This window comes from Variovorax monticola (genome assembly GCF_051216855.1).
GTDB lineage: Bacteria > Pseudomonadota > Gammaproteobacteria > Burkholderiales > Burkholderiaceae_C > Variovorax.
In genome coordinates this window covers 213,518-239,509 of the sequence record NZ_JBPJZP010000001.1, presented here as the reverse complement: position 1 = coordinate 239,509, position 25,992 = coordinate 213,518, and the positions used below count along the sequence as shown (strand labels likewise).

General features: G+C 68.5%; 28 protein-coding genes. 10 read left to right on the top strand and 18 right to left on the bottom strand.

Going from position 1 to position 25,992, the window contains the following annotated elements:
• Positions 1-6: 6 nt before the first annotated feature.
• From ACSFA5_RS01040 to ACSFA5_RS01030, 3 genes are read right to left on the bottom strand one after another with little or no spacing between them, the layout of a single operon-like run.
• Positions 7-816 (bottom strand): SDR family NAD(P)-dependent oxidoreductase, encoded by an 810-nt coding sequence (locus tag ACSFA5_RS01040; protein ID WP_435442147.1) that lies wholly within the window; start codon positions 814-816, stop codon positions 7-9.
• Positions 817-838: 22 nt separating this feature from the next.
• Positions 839-1,237: a PPC domain-containing DNA-binding protein gene (locus tag ACSFA5_RS01035; protein WP_435442146.1), complete on the bottom strand. Its 399-nt coding sequence runs from the start codon at positions 1,235-1,237 to the stop codon at positions 839-841.
• Complete coding sequence (locus ACSFA5_RS01030; RefSeq protein ID WP_435442145.1) at positions 1,230-1,784, bottom strand: PPC domain-containing DNA-binding protein; 555 nt, start codon at positions 1,782-1,784, stop codon at positions 1,230-1,232. The genes ACSFA5_RS01035 and ACSFA5_RS01030 overlap by 8 nt, the downstream gene beginning before the upstream one ends.
• Positions 1,785-1,902: 118 nt before the next feature.
• Between ACSFA5_RS01030 and ACSFA5_RS01025 the strand changes: the two genes are divergently transcribed.
• Positions 1,903-2,868 (top strand): LysR family transcriptional regulator, encoded by a 966-nt coding sequence (locus ACSFA5_RS01025; protein ID WP_435442144.1) that lies wholly within the window; start codon positions 1,903-1,905, stop codon positions 2,866-2,868.
• Here the strand turns inward: ACSFA5_RS01025 and ACSFA5_RS01020 are convergent.
• From ACSFA5_RS01020 to ACSFA5_RS01000, 5 genes are all read right to left on the bottom strand, one after another.
• Entirely contained in the window at positions 2,828-3,781 is a 954-nt protein-coding gene (locus ACSFA5_RS01020) for an ABC transporter substrate-binding protein (RefSeq protein ID WP_435442143.1), read from the bottom strand. The two genes, ACSFA5_RS01025 and ACSFA5_RS01020, sit on opposite strands and share 41 nt — an antisense overlap.
• A gap of 14 nt (positions 3,782-3,795) precedes the next feature.
• Positions 3,796-4,797 (bottom strand): ABC transporter substrate-binding protein, encoded by a 1,002-nt coding sequence (locus ACSFA5_RS01015; protein WP_435442142.1) that lies wholly within the window; start codon positions 4,795-4,797, stop codon positions 3,796-3,798.
• Positions 4,794-5,612: a class II aldolase/adducin family protein gene (locus ACSFA5_RS01010; protein WP_435442141.1), complete on the bottom strand. Its 819-nt coding sequence runs from the start codon at positions 5,610-5,612 to the stop codon at positions 4,794-4,796. The genes ACSFA5_RS01015 and ACSFA5_RS01010 overlap by 4 nt, the downstream gene beginning before the upstream one ends.
• 170 nt (positions 5,613-5,782) lie before the next feature.
• Entirely contained in the window at positions 5,783-6,901 is a 1,119-nt protein-coding gene (locus tag ACSFA5_RS01005; RefSeq protein WP_435442140.1) for an LLM class flavin-dependent oxidoreductase, read from the bottom strand.
• A 31-nt stretch (positions 6,902-6,932) separates the two neighbouring features.
• Positions 6,933-7,934, bottom strand: a complete 1,002-nt coding sequence (locus ACSFA5_RS01000; protein ID WP_435442139.1) for an ABC transporter substrate-binding protein — start codon at positions 7,932-7,934, stop codon at positions 6,933-6,935.
• 110 nt (positions 7,935-8,044) lie between these two features.
• On the opposite strand from ACSFA5_RS01000, the gene ACSFA5_RS00995 reads away from it, so the two are divergent.
• The 4 genes from ACSFA5_RS00995 to ACSFA5_RS00980 all read left to right on the top strand — a co-directional run bounded on the left by ACSFA5_RS00995 (position 8,045) and on the right by ACSFA5_RS00980 (position 11,941).
• Positions 8,045-9,277 (top strand): acyl-CoA dehydrogenase family protein, encoded by a 1,233-nt coding sequence (locus ACSFA5_RS00995; protein WP_435442138.1) that lies wholly within the window; start codon positions 8,045-8,047, stop codon positions 9,275-9,277.
• Between the two features lie 55 nt (positions 9,278-9,332).
• Positions 9,333-9,950, top strand: coding sequence for a cysteine dioxygenase family protein (locus ACSFA5_RS00990; protein WP_435442137.1), 618 nt, complete (start codon positions 9,333-9,335; stop codon positions 9,948-9,950).
• Positions 9,947-11,569: a rhodanese-related sulfurtransferase gene (locus ACSFA5_RS00985; RefSeq protein WP_435442136.1), complete on the top strand. Its 1,623-nt coding sequence runs from the start codon at positions 9,947-9,949 to the stop codon at positions 11,567-11,569. The genes ACSFA5_RS00990 and ACSFA5_RS00985 overlap by 4 nt, the downstream gene beginning before the upstream one ends.
• A gap of 150 nt (positions 11,570-11,719) precedes the next feature.
• Positions 11,720-11,941 carry a hypothetical protein gene (locus ACSFA5_RS00980; RefSeq protein WP_435442135.1) on the top strand — a complete coding sequence of 74 codons (222 nt, stop codon included), beginning with the start codon at positions 11,720-11,722 and terminating at the stop codon, positions 11,939-11,941.
• A 40-nt stretch (positions 11,942-11,981) separates the two neighbouring features.
• Here the strand turns inward: ACSFA5_RS00980 and ACSFA5_RS00975 are convergent, their stop codons facing one another.
• The 9 genes from ACSFA5_RS00975 to phnD all read right to left on the bottom strand — a co-directional run bounded on the left by ACSFA5_RS00975 (position 11,982) and on the right by phnD (position 21,132).
• Positions 11,982-13,460 (bottom strand): DEAD/DEAH box helicase, encoded by a 1,479-nt coding sequence (locus ACSFA5_RS00975; RefSeq protein ID WP_435442134.1) that lies wholly within the window; start codon positions 13,458-13,460, stop codon positions 11,982-11,984.
• A gap of 131 nt (positions 13,461-13,591) precedes the next feature.
• On the bottom strand, positions 13,592-14,485 hold the full coding sequence (ypfJ, locus tag ACSFA5_RS00970) for a KPN_02809 family neutral zinc metallopeptidase (protein ID WP_435442133.1): 894 nt from the start codon (positions 14,483-14,485) through the stop codon (positions 13,592-13,594).
• 121 nt (positions 14,486-14,606) lie between these two features.
• On the bottom strand, positions 14,607-15,173 hold the full coding sequence (gene dcd / locus ACSFA5_RS00965) for a dCTP deaminase (protein WP_435442132.1): 567 nt from the start codon (positions 15,171-15,173) through the stop codon (positions 14,607-14,609).
• Between the two features lie 77 nt (positions 15,174-15,250).
• The gene (gene guaD, locus ACSFA5_RS00960; RefSeq protein WP_435442131.1) at positions 15,251-16,537 is read right to left on the bottom strand and encodes a guanine deaminase; all 1,287 of its coding nucleotides are present in this window, start codon (positions 16,535-16,537) and stop codon (positions 15,251-15,253) included.
• Positions 16,538-16,669: 132 nt separating this feature from the next.
• Positions 16,670-17,497: a phosphonoacetaldehyde hydrolase gene (gene phnX, locus ACSFA5_RS00955; protein ID WP_435442130.1), complete on the bottom strand. Its 828-nt coding sequence runs from the start codon at positions 17,495-17,497 to the stop codon at positions 16,670-16,672.
• 33 nt (positions 17,498-17,530) lie between these two features.
• Positions 17,531-18,616: an iron-containing alcohol dehydrogenase PsrA gene (gene psrA / locus ACSFA5_RS00950; protein ID WP_435442129.1), complete on the bottom strand. Its 1,086-nt coding sequence runs from the start codon at positions 18,614-18,616 to the stop codon at positions 17,531-17,533.
• A 7-nt stretch (positions 18,617-18,623) separates the two neighbouring features.
• Positions 18,624-19,457: a phosphonate ABC transporter, permease protein PhnE gene (phnE, locus tag ACSFA5_RS00945; RefSeq protein ID WP_435442128.1), complete on the bottom strand. Its 834-nt coding sequence runs from the start codon at positions 19,455-19,457 to the stop codon at positions 18,624-18,626.
• A 2-nt stretch (positions 19,458-19,459) separates the two neighbouring features.
• The gene (gene phnC / locus ACSFA5_RS00940) at positions 19,460-20,260 is read right to left on the bottom strand and encodes a phosphonate ABC transporter ATP-binding protein (protein WP_435442127.1); all 801 of its coding nucleotides are present in this window, start codon (positions 20,258-20,260) and stop codon (positions 19,460-19,462) included.
• Positions 20,257-21,132, bottom strand: a complete 876-nt coding sequence (gene phnD, locus ACSFA5_RS00935; RefSeq protein ID WP_435442126.1) for a phosphonate ABC transporter substrate-binding protein — start codon at positions 21,130-21,132, stop codon at positions 20,257-20,259. Before phnD ends, phnC begins: the two co-directional genes overlap by 4 nt.
• 127 nt (positions 21,133-21,259) lie before the next feature.
• Between phnD and ACSFA5_RS00930 the strand changes: the two genes are divergently transcribed.
• Positions 21,260-22,147 (top strand): LysR substrate-binding domain-containing protein, encoded by an 888-nt coding sequence (locus ACSFA5_RS00930; protein WP_435442125.1) that lies wholly within the window; start codon positions 21,260-21,262, stop codon positions 22,145-22,147.
• 135 nt (positions 22,148-22,282) lie between these two features.
• Entirely contained in the window at positions 22,283-22,753 is a 471-nt protein-coding gene (locus tag ACSFA5_RS00925; protein ID WP_435442124.1) for a DUF4188 domain-containing protein, read from the top strand.
• On the opposite strand, the gene ACSFA5_RS00920 is transcribed toward ACSFA5_RS00925, so the two are convergent.
• Positions 22,750-23,406, bottom strand: coding sequence for a TetR/AcrR family transcriptional regulator (locus tag ACSFA5_RS00920; RefSeq protein WP_435442123.1), 657 nt, complete (start codon positions 23,404-23,406; stop codon positions 22,750-22,752). The genes ACSFA5_RS00925 and ACSFA5_RS00920 overlap by 4 nt on opposite strands.
• Before the next feature lie 82 nt (positions 23,407-23,488).
• On the opposite strand from ACSFA5_RS00920, the gene ACSFA5_RS00915 reads away from it, so the two are divergent.
• The 3 genes from ACSFA5_RS00915 to ACSFA5_RS00905 all read left to right on the top strand — a co-directional run bounded on the left by ACSFA5_RS00915 (position 23,489) and on the right by ACSFA5_RS00905 (position 25,964).
• Positions 23,489-24,157, top strand: a complete 669-nt coding sequence (locus ACSFA5_RS00915; RefSeq protein WP_435442122.1) for an O-methyltransferase — start codon at positions 23,489-23,491, stop codon at positions 24,155-24,157.
• Between the two features lie 158 nt (positions 24,158-24,315).
• Positions 24,316-24,621, top strand: coding sequence for a helix-turn-helix domain-containing protein (locus ACSFA5_RS00910; RefSeq protein WP_435442121.1), 306 nt, complete (start codon positions 24,316-24,318; stop codon positions 24,619-24,621).
• Positions 24,622-24,623: 2 nt separating this feature from the next.
• On the top strand, positions 24,624-25,964 hold the full coding sequence (locus ACSFA5_RS00905; protein ID WP_435442120.1) for a type II toxin-antitoxin system HipA family toxin: 1,341 nt from the start codon (positions 24,624-24,626) through the stop codon (positions 25,962-25,964).
• Positions 25,965-25,992: the final 28 nt, after the last annotated feature.

Sequence of the window (25,992 nt, the reverse complement as noted above, 5' to 3'; positions counted from 1 at the left end):
TGTTCCTCAGGCGATGTTGGCTTCGGCTGCGGGAACTCCCCGGCGCAGCGTCGGCAGGCCGACGCCGGCGGCGTCGAAGCCGCCGTCCACCGCAATCACCTGGCCGTTGATGAAGCTCGCCGCGTCGCTGCACAGGAAGCCGACCGCGCTGGCCATTTCCTCGACGCTGCCGTAGCGCCCCAGGGGAATGGCGTCGACGTAGTCGGAGCGGATGGCCACGCTGTGCACCAGCTTGGCCATTTCGGTCTCGACCGGGCCGGGCGCGATCACGTTCACGCGCACGCCCGCATTGCCGAGCTCCACCGCGTACTGCTTGGTCAGGTGGATGAGCGCCGCCTTGCTGGTGCCGTAGGCCACGCGCAGCGTGCTGGCGCGCAGGCCCGAGATCGACGCCACGTTCACCACCGCGCCCTTGCCGGCTTGGACCATCGACGGACCGAAGGCCTGCGTGCAGAGAAAGGCACCGTCCAGGTTGGTGCCCAGCACCGCGCGCCAGTCGGCGAAGGTGGTTTCCGCGATGCGCTTGAACACCGCCACGCCGGCGTTGTTGACCAGCGCATCGACGCGGCCGAAGCGACCGACCACGGCCTTGGCCGCGGCGGCCACCTGCGCCGGGTCGGACACGTCGCAGTGCGCGCCCAGCACCCGTTCGGGCAGGGCGAGTTCGGCGACGGCGTCGTCGAGCGTGGCGTGGTCGTTGTCGAGCAGCGCGACCTGGTAGCCGTGCGCCAGGAACCACTGTCCGATGGCCAGGCCGATGCCGCGCGCGCCTCCGGTGACGACGGCGACGCGGGGGGAAGAGGGTTTGTCTGTCATGGTTGTCTTGGGGTTCTCGAAATCAGGAATCGTCGGAAGGAAGCCACTCTTCGAGCGTGATCTCGAAGGTGACGCAAACAGCGTTGGCGCCGGCCACGAACGGACCGCCATACACATGGCCGCTGGTGTCGGCGACCACGCCCGTCAGGGCCGCGCGCAGCGTGCCGTCGCTCTGCAGGCGCACCTCGCCGGCCAGGCTCACGATTTCCACGGCGGGGCCGCGGATCACCTGGCACGTGCCGTCGGGCCGCTCCAGGCAGGCGTCGATCAGGCTGCCGAGCGCGCCGCGCACGAAGGCGTTGCGCATGCCCTGCGCCACGCAGAGCTTTTCGACGCTCTGCACCAGGTCTTCGTTGGGGCCGATGCGGGCGTAGGCCACGCGGCCCATGCGGCCGCGCTCCAGCAGGCGCACCTCAGACATGGGCGACCGCCCGTGCTTCGGGGCGCATCAGCGGCATGCGTGTTTCCTCGTCGTAGGACACGCGCAGCTCGAAGCTGTCGAGCGCGGTCACCACCACGGTGACGGGGATGCAACCGACCACCGTGCGCTCGCTCAGGATGTGCCCGCCGCGCACCCGCCCGTCGGCTTCGCAGAACGCGCCGTGGCAATGCACGACGGGGGTGCCGTCGGCCGAGCGGCCCAGCGTGGCGTTGCCGAAGATCAACCGTGCGCCGCGCAGCGCCTCGGGCGCGCCGTAGGTGGCGAGCACGCGGCCGCTGGGGTCGGGCAGCGCCATGCAGAAGCTCAGGTGCTCGAGTTCGCCGTCGATGAGCGTCATCGATGCGCTGGCCACGCCCTCGGCAGCCAGCGCCTGCACGAGGCTGTCGTACAGCGTGCGCCCCGCCGGCAGCGAAAGGCGAAAGTGCCGGCCCTTGTCGGCGTGCATGTGGGCGATCCGCACAGGCCCGTAGGGGCCGGGGTGAACCACGGTCCGTGCTCGTGGCAGGGCCGTCGTTTTCTCGATCATGTCTTTGTCTCCTGGGTGCGCGGCAGGGGTATCGCCGGCGCCTTCGGGCAAAGTCTAGGATTGGAAATTCATAGCAACAAATCTACAATTCAGATCGATCAATACAGGATTCAGATCAATGGAGCTGCGTCACCTCCGCTGCCTCGTCGCGGTCGCCGAAGAGCTTCACTTCGGCCGTGCGGCGCAACGCCTGCACCTGTCGCAGCCGCCCGTGAGCCTGGCGATCAAGGAGCTGGAAGACGAACTGGGCGTGGCGCTGTTCGAGCGCACCTCGCGCCGCATCGCCATCACGCGCGCGGGAGAAGACGCACTGCACGATGCGCGCGCCGTGCTCGCGGGCCTGGAAACCATGCGTCGCCGTGCGCACGACGGCGCAGCCGGCGTCATGGGCTCCATCGCGGTCGGCTTCATCAGCCTGCCCGCCTATTCGTTCCTGCCGCCGACGCTGCGGCGCTTCAACGAGGCGCACCCGCGGGCCAGCGTGGCGCTGCGCGAAGGCATCACCGAACAGATCGTGGCCGACGTGGAGGCCGGCCATCTCGACGTGGGCATGGTGCTGCAGCCGACCGACATGCCGGCCACGCTCGGCTCGCGGCTGGTGCAGAAGGACACGTTGATCCTCGCCCTGCCCGAGGCGCACCCGCTCGCGGGCGCGGGGCCCGTGGCGCTGGAGAAGTTCTCGAACGAACGCTTTCTGGGCTTCGAGCGCCACATCGGTCCGCAGATGTTCGATGCCATCGTCTCGACCTGCATGCGGCGCGGCTTCAGCCCGCTGATGTTTCCGGCGCGGCAGATGAACACCATCGTGAGCCTGGTGTCGGGCGGCGTCGGCATTGCGCTGGTGCCGGCCTGCGTGAAGGCGCTGCACCGCGAAGGCGTGGTCTACCGGTCGTTGAGGGGTGAGAAGACCTACGTCGATACGCTGGTGGTCTGGCGAAAATCGGACGAGTCGCCGTTGGTCAAGGCGCTGCTGGCACTGTTGCCGGACGAGGGAAGGGCCGGCGGCAAGGGCGCGCCACCCGACGGCGACCCGACACGCAAAGTCACCCGGCCACGCCAAACCCGGTATCGAAAGTCCCTTTGACATCCAGCGGCTGCTTGATGAGCCCCACCTGCCGATAGAAGTCTGCCGTGCCCTGCTGGTCGGCGATGACCTGCGCATCGATGGCCACCCATTTCTGCTGCCGGCGCTCGAACTGCAGCTTCGCGGCCTCCGGCGGAATGCCGATGATGCGGGCCAGCGCGGCCGAGTAGGCATCGGCGTTGCGGTACGACCAGATCTGCGCCTTCACCACGCGCTGCAAGAAGTCTTGCAGCACCGGCCGCTTGGCCGCGATGGCGCTGTCGGTCGCCGCGAGGTAGCTCAGGCCCGGCAGCAGCCCGCGCCCGCTGACCAGCACGCGCGCATGGTGGCTGACCTCGGCCAGTGCGGTGTAGGGCTCCCAGGTGGCCCAGGCATCGACCGACCCCTGCGTGAGCGCGAGCTTGGCGTCGGCCGGCGCCAGGAAGCGGATGTTGACGTCCTCGGGCTTGAGGCCGGCCGAGGTGATGGCCTTCAGCGTGACGTAGTGGCCGATGGAGCCGCGGTTGGTCGCGATGCTCTTGCCACGCAGGTCGGCGGCGGTCTTCAGCGGCGAATCGGGCCGCACCAGCACTGCCGTGCCGTACGAGTCGGAGCGGTTGGCGCCGATGGCCTTCACGCGCGTGCCGGCGGCCAGCGCGAAGATCAGCGGGGCGTCGCCGATGGGGCCCGAATCGACCGCGGCGGCGTTCAGTGCCTCGGCCAGCGGCGCGGCAGCCGGAAACTCCGACCACTGGATGTCGTAGCCCAGCCCGTCGAGGCCGCCCGCCGCTTCGAGCAACGCGCGCAGCCCGCCTTTCTGGTCGCCGGCCTTGAGCACCGGGCGGCCCTGCGCGAAGGCCGCGCCGGGCAGTGACACCGCGGCAGCGGCCGAGGCGCCCTGGACGAGAAAACGGCGGCGTGAACTGTGGGTCATGGAATTGCTGCTTTTCATGCCAATGGATCGAAAGACACGTGCTCCGCGAAGCGCGCCGGGTCGGTGCTCTTCTTGAGCACGCCCACGCCGCGAAAGTCGCGTGCGTAGAACTCCACCTCGTCGCGCAGGTTGCGGCCCAGCGGGTGGTGGTTGTGCGTGAGCGTCCCGAGCAGGGCGCGCAGGTCTTCCACCGGCACGTTGGGCGAGTACTTGGCGAAGAGCCTGGCCGACTCGTTCGGGTTCTCGGCCACGTAGTCGGAGGCCTGCGCAATGGCGCGCACCAGCGAGGCGACGCTCGCCTTGTCCTTGCGCACGAGCTCGCCGCGCGCGCCGACGATGCAGCAGACCTTGTCCTTGTATTCGCCCGTGAGGTTGCTCGCCACCTCGACGTAGGCGCCCTTGTTGCGCTTCTCGATCAGGTAGATGTTGGGGTCGCCGTCGGCAATGGCCTGGATCTCGCCCTTCTTCACCGCGATGTCGAACAGGTCGGCCGGGTACTGGCGCCAGGTGACGTCCTTGTCCGCATCGATGCCGTTCTTCGTGAGCAGGATCGAGAAGAAGTTCTTGCCCGGGCTGGTGATGTCCGACACGCCGATGCTCTTGCCCTTCAGGCTGGCGATGTCGGTCACGCCCGCGCTCTTCGCGCCCACGAGCCGCACGCAGCCGCCGTGCGAGCTGCCGACGATCTTCACGTCGAAGCCCGACTCCAGCGGCTTGAGCCAGCGGTGGATCATGCCCACGGCCGCGTCGGCCTTGGCGGTGGCCAGCGACTCCAGCAACTGGTCGGTGGAGCCGGTGTAGTTGATGAGGTCGACCTGCAGGCCGTTGCGCTCGAAGTAGCCGCGCTCCTGCGCCACCACCACGGGCGACAGGCAGAACGCGGCGGCGTTCCAGGCGAAGGTGAGCTTGCGCGCCTGCTGCGAGAAGGCCTGCGAGGCGATCAGCCCGCCCGAGGCGACCACGGCGGCGGCACCGCCTGCGCGCAGCACGCTGCGTCGTGAAAGGCGCGCGCTCACAGCAGCAGCTCGGGTTCGGCTTCGACCAGGCCTTCGTACAGGCTGTCGAAGGAATGGATGGCGCCCTCGGGCCCGCCGATCTGCGCGTGCGTGTGGCGCGCGGTGTCTTCGTCGATGGGCTGCGGCTTGCCGGCGGCTTCGGCCAGCAGCTGCGTGTGGCAGGCGTTGTCCAGCGCGATGTACCACCACGCGGCGGCCTCCACCGTGGGGCCGGCCGTCAGGATGCCGTGGTTCTTCAGGATGGCGCCTTTCTTGTCGCCCAGCGCCTGCGCGATGCGCTCGCCCTCGCTGGTGTCGACCACCATGCCGGTGAAGTCGTCGAACAGCGCCACGTCGTCGTGGAACACGCAGGCGTCCTGCGTGAGGGTGTCGAGCTTGCGGCCCAGCGTGGACCAGGCCTTGCCGTAGGTCGAGTGGGTGTGGGCCGCGGCAATGATCTTGGGGTTGTGCTCGTGGATGGCCGCGTGGATGGCGAAGGCGGCCTTGTTGAGCGGGCGGTCGCCGATGACGGTCTCGCCTTTCGCGTTGACGAGCAGCAGGTCGGAGACCTTGATGCGCGAAAAATGAATGCCCAGCGGGTTGACCCAGAAGTGGTCGGTCAGCTCGGGGTCGCGCGCGGTGATGTGGCCGGCCAGGCCTTGCGCGAAGCCGAAGCGGGCGAACAGGCGGAAGGCGCCCGCGAGGCGCTCCTGCCGGTGGCGGCGCTCGGCCTGCACGGTGGGGCGCGGGGGGACGGGGTCGAACCAGTATTTCTGCTGCGGGTTCGGGTTGAGTTTCAGCGACGCGTGGCGGTCGATGGAAAGGACGGCACTCATGGGGATTCCTCGTATCGGGTCTTCGATTTCGGTTTCGGTTTTGCTCCTTCCCCTTCCGGGGGAAGGCTGGGATGGGGGCACGACGGCTTCAAACGCTGTGACAGTGCCAAAGGCTGCGAGCCCCCACCCCTGCCCTCCCCCGCAAGGGGAGGGAGAAAGACAAAGACCGGTCAGGCGGCCTTGCGAATGGAAGCAGCGCGCTGCGCCACGAACTCGCGCGTGCGCGGAATCAGCTCGCGCCCATAGTCCAGCGCGTCCTCCAGCGGATCGAACCCACGAATCAGGAAGGTCGTCACGCCCAGGTCGTAGTAGTCGAGCAGCGCATCCGCCACCTGCTCGGGCGTGCCCACCAGCGCGGTGCTGTTCGAGCGCCCGCCGATCTCTTGCGCGACCGCCGTCCACAGCCGCTTGTCCAAGCGCGGGCCCTTGTCGGCCGCGGCCAGCAGGCGCCTGGCGCCTTCGCTCTGCTGCGGCCCGCCGCGGTTGTAGCCCTGCACCACGCGCAGGCGCTTGGTCTCGGCCAGGATGTTTTCGGCGCGCGCCCATGCGGCCTCTTCGGTGTCAGCCACGATCGGGCGGAACGACACCGAGAAGCGCACGCTGCGGCCATGCTTCGCAGCCTCGGCCCGCACGCGCGTGGTCAGCTCGCGCGCCTGGTCGAGCGACTCGCCCCACAGCGCGTACACGTCGGCGTACTTGCCCGCGACCGGGATCGCGGCTTCCGACGCACCGCCGAAATACACCGGCACATGCGGCTTGCCGTTGCGCGTCTGCAGCGGCTTCACCTCGGAGAACGCATTCTCGAAGCGGTAGTGCGCGCCTTCATGGTCGAACGGCTTCTCGGCCGTCCACACCTTGTGCAGCACCTCGAGGTATTCGTCGGTGCGGGCATAGCGCTGGTCGTGGTCGAGCCAGTCGCCGTCGCGGCGCTGCTCTTCGTCGGAACCGCCCGAGATGTAGTGCACGCCGAGCCGGCCGCCGCTGAACTGGTCGAGCGAGGCGAACTGGCGCGCCGCGAGCGTGGGCGCCACGAAGCCGGGGCGGTGCGCCAGCATGAAGTGGATGCGCTCGGTCACCGAGGCGGCATAGGCCACCGTGAGCGTGGCGTCGGGGCTGGTCGAATGGTGGGGCACCAGCACGCGGTCGAAGCCGGCCTGCTCGTGGGCCTGCGCGAAGGCGCGCACATAGTCGCGGTCGAGCGACGGGCCCTTGGCCGCGTGGATTTCCGAGACCTTCTGGCCCTGGATCATGCCGATGAATTCGACGCCGTCTTGCTGTGGCTGGCTCATGGTGTTTTCCTTTTTCGAGTGGAAGGCGGGATCAGGCGGCGGGCAAACGCAGGAGGCTCTCGAAGCTGCGGTCCCACAGGGGCTTCACATCGGCGGGCCCGTCGAGCACGCCGATCTTCAGAAAGGTGTCGGCCACGTCCTGGTGGCTGCGCACCACCGCGTCGCTGACGGGGCCCAGGCTGTAGTCGCCGCTGCGGCCGTTGAACAGCTCCACGATGTCGCCGATGGGCACGCGCGTTTCGGCCGACTGCGCGCGCGCATAGGCCAGGAAGTTGCCGTTGATCCATGCGAAGGCGCGCTGCAGGCGCTGCAGCAGGTCGCCCAGCGCCGCGCGGCGCAATGCGTCGTCGAGCGCGCGCGGGTTGGCGTAGATGGGGAAGTTGCCCGACAGGTACCCCACGCCGGTCTTGATGGTGCGCGCGCCGTACTGCGTGCGTGCCAGCTGGCCGTTGTAGCCGTAGATGGCCCAGGCATCGAGGTCGCCGCGCGCGAAGGCCGAGAGGCCGTCGGACGGTGTCAGGCTCACGGCCTGGATGTCGCTGAACGACAGGCCCGCCTCGGCCAGCTGCTTGGCCAGGTAGTAGTGCGAGGTGGTGGCGCGCACGTAGCCCACGCGCTTGCCCTTGAAGTCGGCGATGGTGCGGATGGGCGCGTCCTTGCGCGCGAGCGTGGCCTGGTTGTTCAGGTCTTCGTGCGTCACGGCCACCAGCCGCACGCTGGACTTCTGCCGCGCCGCGAACACCGGCGGAATCTCGCTGCCCGAGCCCAGGTCGAGCGCGTCGCCGTTGATGGCCTCGATGTGCAGCACGCCGTTGTTGAGTTCGCGCCAGTCGATCTTGTAGGGCGTGTTCGCCTGCCCCGAGGCCGTGAGCAGCGGCCGCCAGAGCCCTTTGTAGGTGCCCACGCGCAGCGTGACACCCGACAGGTCGCGGGCAGGCGTGGCGGCCCGTGACCAACCGGCGGCCCCGGTGGCTGCGAGTGCGGCGGCCGCTTGCAGCAGGCGGCGGCGGTCCAGGGAGACATCTGGGTTCATGGGGCGAACCGTACCGAGCCAGGGCCCGGAAGCGAACTCAGAAAAACGAGTTTGCATATGCAGGATGCGTCGTTTTCCGGCCCCGAGCGGGCCGCTACCGTGCGGGAACCATGAGTGCACTCCCCTTGCGCCGCGCGCCGGCCACTACCGAAGCCCCCTCTTCCGCCAAGGTGGACGACACCGCGCTGGCCCGCCTCACGGCCCAGTTCACCGCCACTGCGGCCGACCACGACCGCAGCGGCGCCTTTCCCCGCGAAAACTTCGCGGCGCTGCAGGCGCACGGGCTCATCGGCCTGGTGGCGCCCGCCGAGCACGGCGGCGGCGGCGCCACGCTGGCCACGGCGCGGCGCGTGATCGCGGCGGTGGCGCGCGGCGAGCCTGCCACCGCGCTGATTCTCACGATGACCTACCTGCAGCACCACGCACTGACGCGCACCGACAGCCGCTGGCCGGCACATTTGCGCGAGCGCGTGACGCGCGACGCCGTGGAGCGCGGCGCACTGATCAACGCGCTGCGCGTGGAGCCCGCGCTGGGCTCGCCCGCGCGCGGCGGCCTGCCGGCCACCGTGGCACACCGCGACGGCGAGGGCTGGAAGATCGACGGCCACAAGCTCTACACCACCGGCATCGAGGGCCTGAGCTGGCTGTCGGTATGGGCCCGCACGGATGAGGCGGTGCCGCGCACCGGCGTGTTCCTGGTGCCGCGCGACGCCCCCGGCGTGCGCGTGATCGCCAGTTGGGACCACCTGGGCCTGCGCGCCTCGGGCAGCCACGAGGTGGTGTTCGAAAACGTCGCCATCGGCCTCGAGCATGCGGTCGACCTGCGCGCGCCGGCCGACTGGGCGCCCGACGCGGGCAGCCAGACCGACATCGACGCCCACGCCACGCAGCAGGCGTGGATGACGGTGCTGCTGTGCAGCCTCTACGACGCCGTGGCCGCGTCCGCGCGCGACTGGCTGGTGGGCTTCCTGAACCAGCGCGCGCCGGGCAGCCTGGGCGCGCCGCTGGCGAGCCTGCCGCGCGTGCAGGAGCATGTGGGCGAGATCGAGGCGCTGCTGCGCACCAACCGCGTGCTGATCGACGATGCGACCGCTGCGGTCGACAGCGGCCGCGCACAGGCTTCCGCCGACAGCGGGCTGCTCAAGTACACCGTCACCGGCAATGCCGTGCGCGTGGTCGAGCTGGCGCTGCAGCTCAGCGGCAACCACGGCCTGACGCGCCAGAACCCACTGGAGCGGCACTACCGCGACGTGCTGTGCAGCCGCATCCACACGCCGCAGAACGACGCGATCCTGGTGGCGGCGGGCAAGCGTGCGCTGCTGTCTTCGGGAGCCGCCGCATGACCGGTCTGCTGTTCTCCCGAGCGTCTGGCCGCACCTCGCTGAAACAGGGCGCGGCGTGAGCGGGCCGCTGTCGGTCGCGCCGCTGCGCGAATTCGTCGGGGCCTTCGGGCGGCTGCTCGACCGCGCGCCTGACGAGCCTCGCATCCTGGCCGAAGGCGGCGCGCTGCTGCGCACGCTCGTGTCCCGTGACGACTGGCTGCCCGAGGCCTTCGCGCAACCCGACCCCGCGCGCTACCAGCAGTTCTTGCTGCACGCGGACAGCACCGAGCGCTTTTCGGTCGTGAGCTTCGTCTGGGGCCCCGGTCAGGCCACGCCGGTGCACGACCACACGGTGTGGGGGCTGATCGGCATGCTGCGCGGCGCGGAATACAGCCAGGGTTTTGCGCTCGACGGCAACGGGCATGCGCAACCGCACGGCGCGGCGGTGCGGCTCGACGCGGGCGACGTGCAAGCTGTGTCGCCCACCGTCGGCGACCTGCACCGCGTGCACAACGCGCATGACGAGCGCGTGTCGATCAGCATCCACGTGTACGGCGCGAACATCGGCGCCGTGCGGCGGCATACTTACCCGACGGAGGGCGGCCGCAAGCCCTTCGTCTCCGGCTACTCCAACGCGCTGCTGCCCAACCTGTGGGACCGTAGCGCCGAACTCAGAGCTTCCACATCCGCATGACGACTGCCGCCTTTCCCGTTCTCTCGTTCGCCGCGGTTCGCGCGCGCCTCGTCGCACGCGACGAAACCGCCCTGCTCGACGTGCGCGAGGAAGACCCGTTCGCGCAGGAGCACCCGCTGTGGGCCGCGAACCTGCCGCTGTCGCGCATCGAGATCGAGGCTTGGCGGCGCATTCCGCGGCGCGACACGCTGATCGTTCTCTATGGTGAGCACGGCGGCGCCGATCTCGCGCCGCTGGCGGCGAAGACGCTCGCCGCGCTGGGCTACACCCGCGTGCACCTGCTCGAGGGCGGCCTTGAAGGCTGGCGTCAGGCGGGAGGCGAGCTGTTCCGCGACGTGAACGTGCCGAGCAAGTCGTTCGGCGAACTGGTCGAGCACGAGCGGCACACGCCTTCGCTCTCCGCGCCCGAGGTGAAGGCGCTGGTCGACGGCAAGGCCGATGTGGTGGTGCTCGATGCGCGCCGCTTCGACGAATACCAGACGATGAGCATTCCGTCGGCCACCAGCGTGCCCGGCGCCGAACTGGTGCTGCGGGTGCGCGAGCTGGCGCCCGATCCGGCCACGCAGGTGATCGTCAATTGCGCGGGCCGCACGCGCAGCATCATCGGCACGCAGTCGCTGGTGAACGCGGGCATTCCGAACCCGGTGGCCGCGCTGCGCAACGGCACCATCGGCTGGAAGCTGGCGGGGCAGGTGCTGGACCACGGGGCCGCACGCCAGGCACCCGCCGCGGTGTCCGACGCACACCGCGCGCAGGCGCAGGCCGATGCGCGCCGCGTGGCCGACCTGGCCGGCGTGCGGCGCATCGCGCTCGATGCGCTGCAGACGCTCGAAGCCCCCGGGCGCACCGTGTACCGCTTCGACGTGCGCACCCCAGAGGAATACGCGGCGGGCCACCTGCCCGGCTTTGCCAGCGCGCCCGGCGGGCAGCTGGTGCAGGAGACCGACCACCAGGTGCCGGTGCGCGGCGCACGCATCGTGCTGGCCGACGACGACGGCGTGCGCGCGTCGATGAGCGCGTCGTGGCTCGCGCAGATGGGCTGGGAGGTGTATGTCCCGGACGCGGTTCCGACTGCGGCTGATTTCACCGAGACCGCGGCGCCTGCCGCGGCGCATCCGCCGGTCGCTGCGGTGTTCGACAACATCACGCCCGTGGAACTTGCCGCGCTGCTGAAGCAACGGGGCACGGCGCTGATCGACGTGACCACCAGCGCCAACTACGTGAAGCGGCACATTCCGGGCGCCTGGTATGCGATTCGCGCGCAGCTTGCGGGCGCGATCGATGCGCTCATCCCGCCTTCACCGCGCTATGTGCTGACCTGCGGCAGCAGCCTGCTCGCACGCTATGCCGCCGCGGACCTGCGTGCGTTGCTCGATGCGCGCGGCAAGACCGATGCGCAGGTGCTGGTGCTCACCGGCGGCAACACGGCATGGTTCGCCGCAGGCCTCGAGGCAGAGACCGGCGAGACGCGTCTTGCCACGCCGCGCACCGACCGCTACCGCCGGCCCTACGAAGGCACGGATGCGCCCGCCGAAGCGATGCAGGCTTACCTGGACTGGGAGTACGGCCTGGTCGCACAACTCGGGCGCGACGGCACGCATCATTTCAACGTCGTCTGACGCACAGGCAACGCGAGCGAAAGCGGCTTGAAAGGATGACAACAGGACGGTGACACTGTTGCGCCCGGGTAAAGGGGGACGGGGCCGTCATCCGGCGAAGCGGCGGGACGTTGGTTGTGCATACCGACAACAACTCCCAGGACCTTCGCCATGAGATTCCCTGTTCTTGCCCTGTCTGCCGCCGCGCTGGCAGCCGCCCTGACCGGCTGCGTGGTGGCACCGGCTCAACCCGTCTACGCCGCACCTCCGGGCGTTGCCTACGTTGCGCCTACTTATGTATCGCCCGGCATCGGGTTCGCGTGGGCCTACCACCCGCGCTATGGCTGGGGCTGGCACCACCCGCAATACGGCTGGCACCGCGGGTGGAGGTGATCGATCGAACTGTGGCGCATGACGCCGCAGTTCATACGCATCAGCTCGGCTCGGCGCTCTTGAACAGCGCCGCCACCTTGCGCTTGCTCTTGATGTTGCTGGACACGCCGCGTGCAGGACCGGCCTTTGCGGAGGCTTCCCACGCCGGGGTGGCGTCGGGCGCGCCGGGTTCGTAAGGCTTGTCGAAGAACGGATCGCGCGACGCGGACGGCGCGCGGTGCGGGCGTCCGCCGCCGCGTCGGGCGTCGCCGCCGACGCCGCTCGGGGCCGGACTGCGTTCGCGCGGCTGGTCGAGCACGTCGCGCGCATCGCCGGCTTCGCCTTCTTCGCGCCAGTGGCGGCGTCCGTCGTTGATGCGGCCGCGCGGGCGGTCTTCCTCGAACTCGACGGGTTCGAGCTCGATCTTCTTCTTGATCAGCTTCTCGATGTCCGCCACCAGGCGCGCGTCGTTGCCGCCGCTGGCAAAGCTCACGGCCAAGCCCGACGCGCCGGCACGGCCCGTGCGGCCGATGCGGTGCACGTAGTCTTCGGCGTTGAACGGAATGTCGAAGTTGAAGACGGCGGGCACGTCCTTGATGTCGAGGCCGCGGGCCGCGACGTCGGTGCACACCAGCAGGTCGACTTCACCGGCCTTGAACGAGGCGAGCGCCTTCAGGCGTTCGTCCTGGCTCTTGTCGCCGTGCAGCGCGGTGGTGCGGTGGCCGTCGCGTTCGAGCGAACGTGCCAGGCGCGCGCAACCGAGCTTGCTGTTGACGAACACGAAGGCCTGCGTGATGCCGCGTTGCTTCACGATCTGCGTGAGCGCGCGGCGCTTGTCGTCGTCGCTCACGCTGAAGAAACGCTGCTCGACGGTGGAGGCCGTTTCGTTCGGCCGCGCCACTTCGATCGTCACGGGGTTCTGCAGGTAGCTGCCGGCCAGGCGCTTGATTTCGGGCGAGAACGTGGCCGAGAACAGCAACGTGGTGCGCTGCTTGGGCAGGTAGCTCAGGATGCGCTGAAGGTCGGGCAGGAAGCCGATGTCCAGCATGCGGTCGGCTTCGTCGAGCACCACGTACTCGACCTGGTTGAGCACCGCGTTCTTGGCTTCGATGTGATCGAGCAGCCGACCCGGCGTGGCGACCAGCACTTCGACGCCCTTCTTGAGTTCCAGCGTCTGCGGTTTCATGTCGATGCCGCCGAACACGACCGTGCTGCGCAGGTTGGTGTACTTGGCGTACAGCTTGACCTGCTGCGCGACCTGGTCGGCGAGTTCACGCGTGGGCAACAGCACGAGGGCCCGGACCGGATGCCGCGCGGGCGAGGTCGAGGCGTTTTCGTGCTTGAGCATGCGCTGGAGCAACGGGAGCGAGAACGCGGCCGTCTTGCCGGTACCGGTCTGGGCGGCGCCCATCACATCCTGGCCCGAAAGCACGACCGGAATGGCCTGCTCCTGGATGGGTGTCATGGTCTCGTAGCCCATTTCGGCTACGGCGCGTGCCAGCGGTTCCGCCAGCATCAGATTGGAGAAGGAGCTTGTCATTAAGCCTTCTATTGTCGCACTGCCGCAAAAAACGGCAGTGACGGCGGCATGACAACGCCCGTGCCGGCGAAATTGCTACTTATTCAATAGCAACAAAGTGAGCATTCATGCCCGTTTCAAGCGCATGCAACTCAAAGGCTGCGTGCATTGAACGTGTCGCACGCCTTGATGTCGCCACCTTGGTAGCCCGCGCCGAACCACCGTTGGCGCTGCGCGCTGGTGCCGTGGGTGAAGCTGTCGGGCACCACCGCGCGGCCCGCGGAACGCTGCAATGCGTCGTCGCCGATCTTCTGCGCGGCGTTCATCGCGGCCTCGATGTCGCCCGGGTCGAGCCACTTCTTCGATTCCTGCGAATGGTGGGCCCACACGCCCGCGAAACAGTCGGCCTGCAGCTCGACGCGCACGCTCATCGCATTGTTCTGCGTCTGGCTCAGGCGGCTGCGCATGCCGTCGACCTTGGCGGTGACGCCGAGTTCGTCCTGCACATGGTGGCCGACCTCGTGCGCAATGACGTAGGCCTGCGCGAACTCGCCCGGCGCGCCAAGCTGGTTCTTCAGCGTGTCGTAGAAAGCCAGGTCGATGTAGACCTTCTGGTCGCCCGGGCAGTAGAACGGCCCCATGGCCGATTGCCCGGTGCCGCAGGCGGTGGGCGTGGCGTTGCGGAACAGCACGAGGCGCGGCGCGTGGTACGTGCCGCCGTTGTTCTTGAAGATGTCCGTCCACACCACTTCGGTGTTCTTGAGCACCGTGGAGACGAAGGCCGCCTCGCGGTCGCCGGAGGGCGGCTTGGGCGCCGGGCCCTGCTGAGGCTGCTGCTGCACCTGGGCGGGGCCACCGCCGCCGCTCAACATGCTCAGCACGGTGAGCGGGTTGATGCCGAACACCCAGCCCGCGATCAGCGCGACCGCGATGGTGCCGATGCCGATGCTGCGCCCGCCGAAGAAGCTGCCGCCACCGCCACCGCCGCCGCCCTCGCCGCGACGGTCTTCGACGTTGTCCGATTGATCATTGCCTTCCCATCTCATCGCGCTCTCCTTGCCGGCTTATTTCGGGGGGGTTCTGGCGTGTTTGCCGGCGTTCGCAGGATGGTACTTGGCGCCGCGCCCCGCGGGGTAACCGGGCGTCAGCGGCCGGCCCGGGGTTGCGTCAGGCTTTCGGCAATGTGACGCCGCGCTGGCCCTGGTACTTGCCGCCGCGGTCCTTGTAGCTGGTCTCGCAGACCTCGTCGCTCTCGAAGAACAGCACCTGCGCGCACCCCTCGCCGGCGTAGATCTTGGCGGGCAGCGGCGTGGTGTTGCTGAACTCCAGCGTCACGTAGCCTTCCCATTCGGGCTCGAAGGGCGTCACGTTGACGATGATGCCGCAGCGCGCATAGGTGCTCTTGCCCAGGCAGATGGTCAGCACGTTGCGCGGAATGCGGAAGTACTCCACGGTGCGCGCCAGCGCGAAGCTGTTCGGCGGAATGATGCAGTAGTCGCCGTGCATGTCGACGAAGCTCTTCTCGTCGAAGTTCTTCGGGTCGACCACCGTGCTGTGGATGTTGGTGAACACCTTGAATTCAGGCGCGCACCGGATGTCGTAGCCGTAGCTCGAGGTGCCGTAGCTGATGATCTTGTGGCCGGCGGCCTCGCGCACCTGGCCGGGCTCGAAGGGCTCGATCATGCCGGTCTGCTCGGCCATGCGCCGGATCCATTTGTCGCTCTTGATGCTCATATGCGCTCGCTGCTGCTGCGGGGGAATCGGGGCCGAATTGTGGCATGGGCGCCCTGCGCGCCTTCCCCCGGCGCCCTTCAACCCGCCTGCGAGATCACCGTGCGTTCCACCAGCCGGTCGTCGCCCAGCACGATCATGGCGAAGAGCATTTCTTCCAGCGTGTTCGCCAGCTTCGTCTTGCGCGCCAGCAGCGGCGTGGCGCCCGGATTCAGCACCAGGAAGTCGGCCTCGCAGCCCGGCTGCAGGTTGCCGACCACGCCGTCGAGCCCCAGCGCGCGCGCCGCGCCGCCGGTGTGGCGCCACCAGAGTTCCGAGGGCGCGATGCTCAGGCCGGTCTTGGTCTGCCCTTCGCGGCCGACGTAGTAGGCGGCCATCATGGTGTGGAACGGGCTGAAGCTGGTGCCGCCGCCCACGTCGCTGGCCAGACCGTACGGGTAGCCCACACGGTCGGCCGCGCCGAAGTCGAAGAAGCCGCTGCCCAGGAACAGGTTGCTGGTCGGGCTGACGGCTGCCGCCGTCCGGGTGTCGCGCAGCAGGGCGCGGTCGGTGTCGTCCAGGTAGATGCAATGGGCGTACACCGCGCGCTCGCGCATCAGGCCGAAGCCGGCGTACACGTCCAGGTAGGAGCGCGACTGCGGATACAGCTCGCGCACCCACGCCACCTCGTCGCGGTTTTCCGCCACGTGCGACTGGATCCAGGTGTCGGCGTACCTGGCGGCCAGCTCGCCCGCGCCGCGCATCTGCGCGTCCGTGCTCGCGGGCGCGAAGCGCGGCGTGATGGCATAGCCCAGCCGGTCGACGTTGTGCCATTTGCGGATCAGCGCCTCGGTGTCGAGCAGGCTCTGCTCGGTCTGGTCGCGCACGCCGTCGGGCGAGTTGCGGTCCTGCAGCACCTTGCCGGTGATCATGCGCAGGCCGCGGCGCTGCGCGCCCTCGAAGAAGGCGTCGACCGAGGCCACGTGCGAGGTCGCAAAGGTCAGCGAGGTGGTCACGCCGTTGCGCAGCAGCTCGTCGAAGAACACGTCGGCCACTTCGTTCGAATGCGCGGGGTCGGCGAACCTGGCTTCAGCGGGAAAGGTGTAGTTTTCGAGCCAGGGCAGCAGCCCCGGCGAGGGCGAGCCGATGATGTCGGTCTGCGGAAAGTGGATGTGCATGTCCACGAAGCCCGGTGCGAGGATGCGCCCGGGCAGGTGGGTCGTTTCGGCGTCGGTGTGGCGCGGCGCGACAGCGGCGTGGCTGCCGGCATCGAGCACGCGATGGCGGCCGGTGCTGTCGGGGGCGACCACCAGCAGGCCGTCTTCATCGAAAACGGGCTGGCCGGCGGCGTCGAATCGCAGGAGGGAGGCGCGGTAGGCTTTTTTCATCTTGGATGCGCAGGGTAATGCAGCCCCGACGCACCGCAATTTCCATGCGCATATGAGTGCTATATGCCCAAGGCACTCGCGGCGGCGGCGAGCGAGCGGGCCGCAAGCCGACCCCCACCGCCTCCGCGCGCCTCAGCCGCCGTGCAGCTGCGCAATCTCGTGCATCACGCGCGGCAGGTCGGCCACGCTGTCGATGACGAAATGTGCTCCGGCAGCGCGCAGCCGGCGCTCCGCCACCTGGCGGCGTTCTGCCACTTCCTCGGGCGCGAGCCGGCCGAGCGCTTCCTCGGTCAGGCCGACCTCGTTGCCCGACAGCGTCAGCCCCACGCACCACATGCCCGCATTGCGGCCTTCCTCGATGCCGGGCGTGGTGTCGTCGACCTTGACGCAGGCCCGCACGTCGCTCACCTGCAGCGCCAGCACATTGGCCAGCGCCATGTAGGGCCCGGGGCGGCCGCCGGCGGCAAGCTCGTCGCCCGCCACCACATGGTCGGGCACGATGCCGGCCTGGGCGGCCAGCGGCAGCAGCACGTCGAGCACCTGGCGCGGGTAGCCCGAGCACGAGCCGATCTTCAGGCCCTGCGCGCGCAGCCACGCCAGCGTGTCGACGGCGCCGGGAATGGGCTTCGAATAGGCGCCCACCTTTTCGATCTGCATGGGCATGAAGCGCTCGTACAGCGCATCGATGTCGCCCGCGCCGGGCAGCGCGCCGAAGCGTGCCTGCCACTGGGCGCTGATGGCGGGCTCTTCCAGCAAGGTGCGGATGTGGTCCCGCTTGGACAGCCCCATGGGCCCGCGCGCCTGGGCCAGGCTGATCTCGATGCCGAAGCTCGCGAACGATTCCACGAAGATCTGCGTGGGGGCCAGCGAACCGAAGTCCACCAGGGTGCCGGCCCAGTCGAAGATGACGGCCTGGAGCCGGTGCGATGGCAGGGGGGTGTGGGTCGAAGATGTGTTCATGGTGTCAGTGCAGGAGGTGTGGAGGTTGAGAGTTCAGGCCGCGGCAATGAAGTTGCGCCCGCGTGCCCCGGCCAGGGCCTGCGCGATGCGGTCGCTCCAGTCCGCTTCGGCAATGCCGTAGCTCGCGGGATCGACGCTCACGCCCAGGCCTTCGAGAAACGCGGAAAGAGAAGCGACGGCGGCGTCGATGTGGCCGACATCGAACACCGACAGCAGCAGCGCGTCAAGCACCGGGTCGCGCCCCGCCGCCAGCTTCATGATGCGAGGCAGGCTGAACGAGCAGGCAATGCCGTGCGGCGTGCCGTGCTGCAGCGTGATGTCGTAGGACAGCGAATGTGCGAGCGCAGTGCGTGTGTTCGAGAAGGCCAGCCCGGCCTGCAGTGCCGCGGTGGCCATGCGCTCGCGCAGTTCGGCCCGGCCAGGTTGCGCCAGCAATTGCGGCAACGTCGCCACGATGCTGCGCGCCGCGCTGACCGCCAGGCTGGCCGACACCGGATTGCGGTGCACGTTCCACAGCGATTCGAGCGCGTGCGACAGCGCATCGAGCCCGCTGGCCAGGGTGGCCGCTCGCGGCAGGCTCAGCATCAGGTCGGCATCGACGATGGCCGCCTGCGGCCACGTCCACGGCAGGTGGAGCGACAGCTTGCGTGCGCGCGCCTGGTCCCACACGGTGGCCCACGGCGTCACCTCGCTGCCGGTGCCGGCCGTGGTCGGAACGGCCAGCAGTTGGCGATGGCGCCCACCCGGTGCGGGCTGGGCGCCCTCCATGAGGGCCAGCAGTTCGTCGAACCGGCCGGCGGCCGTGCGCGTGAGCATGACCTTCGCACAGTCGATCACGCTGCCGCCGCCGAGCGCTACGACGCAGTCGACGTCCGCGTGGTCGCGCCACAGGCGCTCGTACATCGGGCCCAGCCATGCGACGTCGGGGTTGGGGAGCACGTCGGTCTCGACGGCGGCGAGCCGCTCGCCCAGCAAGCCGCGGATGCGATCGACCAGCCCGAGCGCGATCGCCTCGGGAAACGCGACGAGGATCGCGCGGCGCCGGCCCAGCAGCCGGGGCAGTGCCTCCAGCGAGCCGCAGCCGGCATGCACGTCGACGGGGTTGAAGTAAGTCCACATGGTTCGCTCAATGCCGCCCGTTGCGCTGGATGCGATGGCGCAGCTGGCTCGACAGCGTGTCCGCCACGATCACCATCACGGTGATGACGATGATGCAGGTGGCCGTCTCGGGATAGCGGAACAGCTTCAGGCTGCTCACCAGCTCGAAGCCGAGCCCGCCCGCGCCCACCATGCCCAGCACGGTCGCGGAGCGCAGGTTCACCTCGAAGCGGTAGAGCACCACCGCGATCCACGCCGTCACCACCTGCGGGAGCACGCCGAAAACGATGACCTGCAGCGGCCGTGCACCGGTCGCGCGCAGGGCTTCGAGCGGGCCCTGGTCGATTTCCTCGATGGCATCGGCGAAGAACTTGCCCAGCATGCCCGCGCCGTGCAATGCCAGCGCCAGCACGCCGGGGAACGGCCCCAGGCCGACGGCCGACACGAACACCAGCGCCAGGATCAGCTCGTTGATGCTGCGCACCACGTTCAATGCCTGCCGCGTGCTCTGGTACACCCAGCGGTTGCTCTGAAGGTTGCGCGCCGCCAGAAACGACAGCGGAATGGCCGGCAGCACCGCCAGCAGCGTGCCCCACATGGCGATCTGCACCGTCTCGAGCGCGGGCGCCACCAGCCGGCCCAGGATGTGCGTGTCGGGCGGCAGCGTGCGGCCCAGAAAGTCGAGGATCTGCGGCAGGCCGCCCGCGAGCTCCGACCAGCTCAGCTGCGCGCCTTCGGCGCTCCATTGCAGCGCCCAGGCCACGACGCACAGCCAGACCAGCAGGTTGAACCAGCTTCGGCGGCCTTCGGGCAGCGGGCCGGTCCAGGCGTAGGAGGCAGAGGGATTGGAGGGATTCTTCATGGTCAACCTTGGGTGCCTGCCACCAGGGGCATCGGCAGTGCAGCCGGGGCGGCCGCGTCTTTCCTGTCGAGCGCGGGCTGCGGCATGTAGATGCGGTCGATGTCGTCGGTGCCCATGGCCTGCGGCGCGCCGTCGAACACCACGCGGCCTTGCGCCAGCCCGACGATGCGGTCGGCGAACTCGCGCGCGTAGTCGACCTGGTGCAGGTTGCACAGCACGGTGATCCCCAGCTCGCGCGAGGCATCGTGCAGGTACTGCAGCACCTTGCGCGAGGTCTGCGGATCGAGGCTCGCCACCGGCTCGTCCGCAAGGATCACCCGTGGCCGCTGCGCCAGCGCGCGCGCAATGCCCACGCGCTGCATCTGGCCGCCCGACAGCGAATCGGTGCGCTCGTGCGCCTTGTGCGACAGGCCCACGCGGGCCAGGCATTCGTGCGCCAGCGCGATGTCTTCGCGGCTGAAGAAGTGCAAGACCGACGCCAGCGTCGACACCGCGCCCAGGCGGCCGGTCAGCACGTTCTTCAACGCGCTCAGGCGCGGCACCACGTTGTGGTGCTGGAAGATCATGGCCACGTGCTGGCGCAGCGCGCGCGTGTCGGAGCACCCCACCGCGTCCATGCCGGCCACGTTCAGCTCTCCGCCGTCGGCCACGGCCAGGCGGTTCACACAGCGCAGCAGGGTCGACTTGCCGGCACCCGATTCGCCGAGCACCACCACGAATTCGCCCGGCGCCGCCTCCATGTCCACGCCGCGCAGCACGGCGTTGTCGCCATACCGCTTGGTGAGTTGCCGGATGCGGATCACTTCATGCTCCGCAGGTCGAGCTTGAGCGCCTTGGCGGTGTCGCGGACCACGTCGTAGGCCGCGTCGTTGGTGGGCGCAAAGCCGTTCAGCACGCCCTGGTCGCCCCACGGCAGGTCCTTGACGTTGGCCAGGGCCTTGGCGATCTTCGCCTTCAGCGCGGGGTCGAGGTCCTTGCGCCAGACCATCGGCGACTCGGGAATCGGGTTCGACGACCACACGATTTCCAGCTCGTCGGCCTTCACCTGGCCCTTGGCGATGGCGCTTGCAAGAATGCGGTCGGCCACGGCCGCGGCATCGACCTTCTTGTTGGCCACGGCCAGGATGCTGGCATCGTGCGAGCCCGAGAAGATCACGCGGCTGAAGAAGGTCTCGGGGTCGTAGCCGGCCTGCAGCAGGCCCGCCTTGGGGAACAGGTGGCCCGAGGCCGAGGTCGGGTCGACGAAGGCGAAGGTGCGGCCCTTCAGGTCGGCGGTCTTGGCCAGGCCGCTGTCCTTGCGCGCGATGATCACGCTCTTGTACGCGCTCTGGCCGGTCTTCTTGGTGACGGCGACCGCGAAGGCCTCCACGCCCGCGACCTGGTTGGCCAGCACATAGGAGAACGGGCCGAGGTAGGCCACGTCGAGCTTTTTGGAGCGCAGGGCCTCGATGACGCCGTTGTAGTCCGTGGCGACGAAGGGCTTGACCGGCATGCCCAGCTGCTGCTGCAGGCTGTCGAGCACCAGGCGGCTGCTTTCGATCATGGCCTGCGAGTCCTCGGCGGGGATCAGGCCGATGGTGAGGGGTGGCGCGGCCAGCGCGGGCATGGCGGCGGCCCCGACCGCGGCAAGGGTCAGGGCAATCAGGCTTCGGCGCAGGCAAAAAGGAGAAGTCATGGCGTTGTCCGTCGGGTGGAGGTGTGAGGGGGGCTTGAAGAACTACCGCAAGGCTAAGAACGCCATGTGACAGCCGCATATCAAAACGATCACGGATTTGTCACATGTCAATTCACACAATCTATGGATGTCAGCAGCCAGACTCCGCGCCTTCCTTGCCGTTGCGCAGCACAACAGCTTCAGCGCCGCAGCGCGCGCCGTGGGCTTGAGCCAGCCCACGCTCACCACCCAGGTCCAGGCGCTGGAGCGGCAACACAACGTGGTGCTGTTCCATCGGCAGGGCCACCGCATCGAACTCACCAGCGTGGGCGAGCGGCTGCTGCCCATCGCAAGGCAGATCGCGGCGCTGGAACTCGATTCGTACAACCTGCTGCACGACAGCGGCGACCTGCAGTCCGGCGAACTGCGGCTCGGCGCCGTCGGCCCCTTTCATGTCATCGAGATGGTCGACGCCTACCGCAAGCGCTACCCGCGGCTCGACGTGTCCATTCGCATGGGCAATTCGTCCGCGGTGTTCAAGGACCTGGAAACGTACGCGGTCGACATCGGCGTGCTGGCGCGCTTTCACGAGGCGCCGGGCTTCAGCGCCACGCCCTATGCGCGGCATGCGCTCATTCTGTTCGTGCACCGCGACCACCCCTTTGCCAACCGCGGCGAGATCCGGTTGGAGGAACTGCATGGCCAACCTCTGCTCCAGCGTGAAAGCGGCTCCAGTACGCGGCGCGCGCTCGACGAGGCGCTGGCACGCGCCGGCGTGCGGCCGAAGGTGGCCATGGAGATCGGCAGCCGCGAAGCCATCCGCGAAGCGGCCGCGCGCGGCATCGGCATCGGCGCCGTGTCGGAAGCCGAGTTCATTCCCGACGAGCGCCTGCGCACCGTGCGCATCGAGGGCGACCCCGCGGTCACGCAAACGTACCTCTACTGCCTGCAGATCCGGCGCGAGAGCCGCGTGCTGGCCTCGTTCTTCGACGTCGCGCTGCAGTTGCGCAAGGGGGTGTTCGACGCGGCGCCTTGACGTGCCTCGACGCGATGCTTGTTCGACACAGGCATTTCGCGCCGCCCGCGTACGCCGCGTCGCATCGGCCTGGCACTTCGCGTGGCAGGATCACGCAGTCAACCCTTTCGATGCAGCCTCAGGAGCTCGCCCACCATGATCCGCCGCGAACGCATTACCGCCACGCTCGAAGGAGACTTCGTCGTCTTCCTCATCGGCATGCGCATCAACCAGCCCTTGAAGGCACACAAATGGCTGCCCGTGATCGCCGCCATGCCGCGCATGCTCAAGGAACTCGACCGCCAGCCCGAGCGCGGATTTCTGCACGGCGAAATGTGGGTCGGCCGCACGACCTTGATGTTGCAGTACTGGCGCTCCATGGAACAACTGCTGGCGTACGCCAAAGACAAGCAGGCAGAGCACCTGCCCGCCTGGAAGGCGTTCAACAAGGCCGTCGGCACCGACGGCTCGGTGGGCATCTGGCACGAGACCTATGCGATATCGCCCGGCAACTACGAGAACATCTACGTCAACATGCCGCCGTTCGGGCTCGCCCGTGCGGGCACGGTGCAGACCGTGGGCGCGGACCACCACTCGGCGGCCGCGCGGCTGAAGGCCGGGCGCTAGCCCCGGGCGCGTCGCCGGCGCCCGGGCGGCGCAAGGCTTTGCAGGTAGGCGCAGAACATGTCGGCCATGGCGTCGGCATAGGCATCGATCTGCGCGGGCGTGCGCGGGTTCTCCGAGAACTGTTTGCCCACCGCGCCGAGCGTGGCCGTGACCAGTTCGCCGGCCATCGCCCGCATTGCCTGCGAGGCCTGCGGCAGCGCCTCGCGCATGAAAGCCTGCACCGTGCGCTCACCGGACGCCCGAACCTCCAGCGCCTCGGGCGCGTCGCGGTACAGCGGTGCCGCGTCGCTGAGCGCAAGCCGCATCGAGGCCTCGTCGCACTCCGAGCGGACGAAGGCGTGCACCAGCGTGCGCAGGCGCGCGAGCGGCGGGCTGCCCGCATCCTCGAGGATGCCGCCGAGCATGTCGCCCGTCTGGCGCCATTCGTCGCTCTGCAACCGGAACAGGATCGAGGCCTTGTTCGGAAAGTACTGGTAGACCGAGCCCACGCTCACGCCGGCGCGCTCGGCCACGCGCGTGGTGGTGAAGCGGTGCGCGCCCTCCTTCGCCAAAACCTGAAGGGCTGCTTCGAGAATCGCCGCCACCAGGTCGGTCGAGCGGGCCTGCTTGGGCTTTCTTCTCGAGGAGATCGGTGCGCTTCGGCGGTCGGTCATGGGGTACGGCTTTCAACGCGAATAGGAAATGTGAAGGTTCCTTCATATTATTTCCGTATTCATCTACAGAAGGAAATTCACCATGACCACACTGACGACCGCACCGCTCGCGCCCCTGCTGGAGCGCCTGTTCCGGGAAACCGCCGAGGCATCGCCCGCGACGAGCGCCGCGCTTTCCGCGCTCTCGTCCGCCGAGCGCACCCGCCTCATGCACAGCAAGACCGAGTACCTCGACTTCTACGCCCGCCTGAAAGACCTGCCGCTGCCGGTGTCGCGCGAGACCGGCACGCTGCTCTACATGCTGGCGCGCAGCGGCGGCGCGCGCAGCATCGTCGAGTTCGGTACGTCGTTCGGCATCTCCACGCTGCACCTTGCCGCTGCCCTGCGCGACAACGGCGGGGGCCGCCTCGTCACCACCGAGTTCGAGCCCTCCAAGGTAGCGCGCGCCCGCGCCCACCTGAAGGCCGGCGGCCTCGACGACCTGGTGGAAATTCGCGTGGGCGATGCGCTGAAGACGCTCGCCGCCGACCTGCCCGACACCATCGACCTGTTGCTGCTGGACGGCGCCAAGGCGCTCTACCCCGACATCCTGGCGCTGGTGGAAAGCCGCCTGCGCCCGGGCGCGCTGGTCGTCGCCGACAACGCCGACCACAGCCCCGAGTACCTTGCGCGCGTGCGCTCGCCGAAGGGCGGCTACATGTCCACGCCGTTCGGCGGGGACGTGGAAGTGTCGATGCGCATCGCGGCGTGAGTTCTGCAGGGCTTCCTGCACGACGACGATGTGCGTCACAACCGCCCAGGTTGCATACCCATTAAATGGGTATTCTTCAAATTACCTATTTGATAGGTACTTTGACAAATACCCATCACATCGATAACATAAAGGTTACCAACCACATCGGTAACCTCATGCAGCAAGTCCTCTCGGTCCCTTCGCAGCTAGGCTTCATTCTCAAGGCCGCCCGCAAGAAAGCGGGCATCTCCCAGGTGAAGCTGGCCGAGCGGCTCGGCATCAGCCAGAGCCGCATGTCCCACATGGAGCTGAACCCCGGCTCGGTGAGCCTGGAACAACTGCTGGCCCTTTTCGGCGTACTGGACCTCGAGATGCTGGTCGACTCGAAGAACCCGGCGATGTTTTCAGCTTACTCGACCGACGCAGACCGTTTAGGCCCACGGCATGTCGTCAACGAGCCTCCACCTGCTTCGGAGTGGTGAGCGTGGCGCGCACACCGAACATACCGGCGCTCTCCATCTGGGCCAACGGCGAACGTGTCGGCATCTGGCGCATTCCAGAGCGCGGGGCCGACGAGTTGCTCTACGACGACGCCTGGATTGCTTCGCAGGCAGCGCGCCCGCTTTCGCTGTCGTTGCCGCTGGTCGGCGGCTTGACCCACAAGGGCCCGGTCGTGCAGAACTACTTCGACAACCTGCTGCCCGACAGCCAGCCCATTCGCGAGCGCATCGCGAGCCGCTTCAGGACGCGCACGACGCAGCCGTTCGATCTTTTGCAAGCCATCGGCCGCGATTGCGTGGGCGCCATCCAGTTGCTGGGCGAGGACGATGGTCCAGCGCATGCAGAGCACATCGAGGGCGAGCCGATGACCGAGGCCGATGTCGAAAGGCTGCTGCAGCAAACTGTCGATCCGGGCAGGTTCGCAGCGCAAACCGCACCCGAAGACGAACTGCGCATTTCCCTGGCCGGCGCCCAGGAGAAGACGGCGCTGCTTTGGCACGAAGGCCAATGGGTGCGCCCGCACGGTTCCACGCCCACCACGCACATCCTGAAGTTGCCACTGGGCCTGGTCGGTCATCGCAAGGCCGACTTCACCACCTCGGTGGAAAACGAGTGGCTCTGCCTGAACATCCTGCAGGAGTACGGAGTTCCCGTGCCGCTGACGGCCATGCTGCGCTTCGGGTCGCAGAAAGTGCTGGCTGTCGAGCGCTTCGACCGCAGGCTGCACTCATCGGGCAACTGGTGGCTGCGCCTGCCGCAGGAAGACTTCTGCCAGGCCCTGGGCAAGCCGTCGCACCTGAAGTACGAGGCCGACGGCGGACCCGGACTGATCGACCTGGCGGACGTGCTCAGGAGCTCGCTCGACGCCCGGCAAGACCTGGCCACGCTGCTCACCGCGCAGTTGCTTTTCTGGATGCTCGGCGCACCCGACGGCCACGCGAAGAACTTCAGCATCGCCTGGCTGCCGAGGGGCCGCTACCGGCTGACACCCATCTACGACGTGATGTCCATCTGGCCTGTGGAGGGCAGCGGGCCGAACCAGTTTTCCAAGCACGAGGCCAAGCTGGCCATGGCCTTGATAGGCAAGAGCAAGCACTACCCCTTCAAGACCGTCCAGCGGCGCCATTTCAATGCGATGGCGCAGAAGTGCCACTACGGGCCAGATGCCGAAAACCTCATCCAGCGCGTGCTCGCGGCAACGCCGGGCGTGATCGACCGGATCGGCGCGCGCTTGCCGCCGCACTTTCCGACGGCGGTATCGGGCAGGATTCTTGAAGGGCTCGCGCGTTCCGCCAAGGCGCTGGGCGCGATGCCTGCTTTCTAGGCCGCCGAACGCTCAGCGCTTCGCAAGC

Bases quoted from the DNA above. Each gene is read 5' to 3' on its own strand.
- ACSFA5_RS01040 (WP_435442147.1), bottom strand. From the start codon at position 816: ATGACAGACAAACCCTCTTCCCCCCGCGTCGCCGTCGTCACCGGAGGC.
- ACSFA5_RS01035 (WP_435442146.1), bottom strand. From the start codon at position 1,237: ATGTCTGAGGTGCGCCTGCTGGAGCGCGGCCGCATGGGCCGCGTGGCC.
- ACSFA5_RS01030 (WP_435442145.1), bottom strand. From the start codon at position 1,784: ATGATCGAGAAAACGACGGCCCTGCCACGAGCACGGACCGTGGTTCAC.
- ACSFA5_RS01025 (WP_435442144.1), top strand. From the start codon at position 1,903: ATGGAGCTGCGTCACCTCCGCTGCCTCGTCGCGGTCGCCGAAGAGCTT.
- ACSFA5_RS01020 (WP_435442143.1), bottom strand. From the start codon at position 3,781: ATGACCCACAGTTCACGCCGCCGTTTTCTCGTCCAGGGCGCCTCGGCC.
- ACSFA5_RS01010 (WP_435442141.1), bottom strand. From the start codon at position 5,612: ATGAGTGCCGTCCTTTCCATCGACCGCCACGCGTCGCTGAAACTCAAC.
- ACSFA5_RS01005 (WP_435442140.1), bottom strand. From the start codon at position 6,901: ATGAGCCAGCCACAGCAAGACGGCGTCGAATTCATCGGCATGATCCAG.
- ACSFA5_RS01000 (WP_435442139.1), bottom strand. From the start codon at position 7,934: ATGAACCCAGATGTCTCCCTGGACCGCCGCCGCCTGCTGCAAGCGGCC.
- ACSFA5_RS00995 (WP_435442138.1), top strand. From the start codon at position 8,045: ATGAGTGCACTCCCCTTGCGCCGCGCGCCGGCCACTACCGAAGCCCCC.
- ACSFA5_RS00985 (WP_435442136.1), top strand. From the start codon at position 9,947: ATGACGACTGCCGCCTTTCCCGTTCTCTCGTTCGCCGCGGTTCGCGCG.
- ACSFA5_RS00980 (WP_435442135.1), top strand. From the start codon at position 11,720: ATGAGATTCCCTGTTCTTGCCCTGTCTGCCGCCGCGCTGGCAGCCGCC.
- ACSFA5_RS00975 (WP_435442134.1), bottom strand. From the start codon at position 13,460: ATGACAAGCTCCTTCTCCAATCTGATGCTGGCGGAACCGCTGGCACGC.
- ypfJ (WP_435442133.1), bottom strand. From the start codon at position 14,485: ATGAGATGGGAAGGCAATGATCAATCGGACAACGTCGAAGACCGTCGC.
- dcd (WP_435442132.1), bottom strand. From the start codon at position 15,173: ATGAGCATCAAGAGCGACAAATGGATCCGGCGCATGGCCGAGCAGACC.
- guaD (WP_435442131.1), bottom strand. From the start codon at position 16,537: ATGAAAAAAGCCTACCGCGCCTCCCTCCTGCGATTCGACGCCGCCGGC.
- phnX (WP_435442130.1), bottom strand. From the start codon at position 17,497: ATGAACACATCTTCGACCCACACCCCCCTGCCATCGCACCGGCTCCAG.
- psrA (WP_435442129.1), bottom strand. From the start codon at position 18,616: ATGTGGACTTACTTCAACCCCGTCGACGTGCATGCCGGCTGCGGCTCG.
- phnE (WP_435442128.1), bottom strand. From the start codon at position 19,457: ATGAAGAATCCCTCCAATCCCTCTGCCTCCTACGCCTGGACCGGCCCG.
- phnD (WP_435442126.1), bottom strand. From the start codon at position 21,132: ATGACTTCTCCTTTTTGCCTGCGCCGAAGCCTGATTGCCCTGACCCTT.
- ACSFA5_RS00930 (WP_435442125.1), top strand. From the start codon at position 21,260: ATGTCAGCAGCCAGACTCCGCGCCTTCCTTGCCGTTGCGCAGCACAAC.
- ACSFA5_RS00925 (WP_435442124.1), top strand. From the start codon at position 22,283: ATGATCCGCCGCGAACGCATTACCGCCACGCTCGAAGGAGACTTCGTC.
- ACSFA5_RS00920 (WP_435442123.1), bottom strand. From the start codon at position 23,406: ATGACCGACCGCCGAAGCGCACCGATCTCCTCGAGAAGAAAGCCCAAG.
- ACSFA5_RS00915 (WP_435442122.1), top strand. From the start codon at position 23,489: ATGACCACACTGACGACCGCACCGCTCGCGCCCCTGCTGGAGCGCCTG.
- ACSFA5_RS00910 (WP_435442121.1), top strand. From the start codon at position 24,316: ATGCAGCAAGTCCTCTCGGTCCCTTCGCAGCTAGGCTTCATTCTCAAG.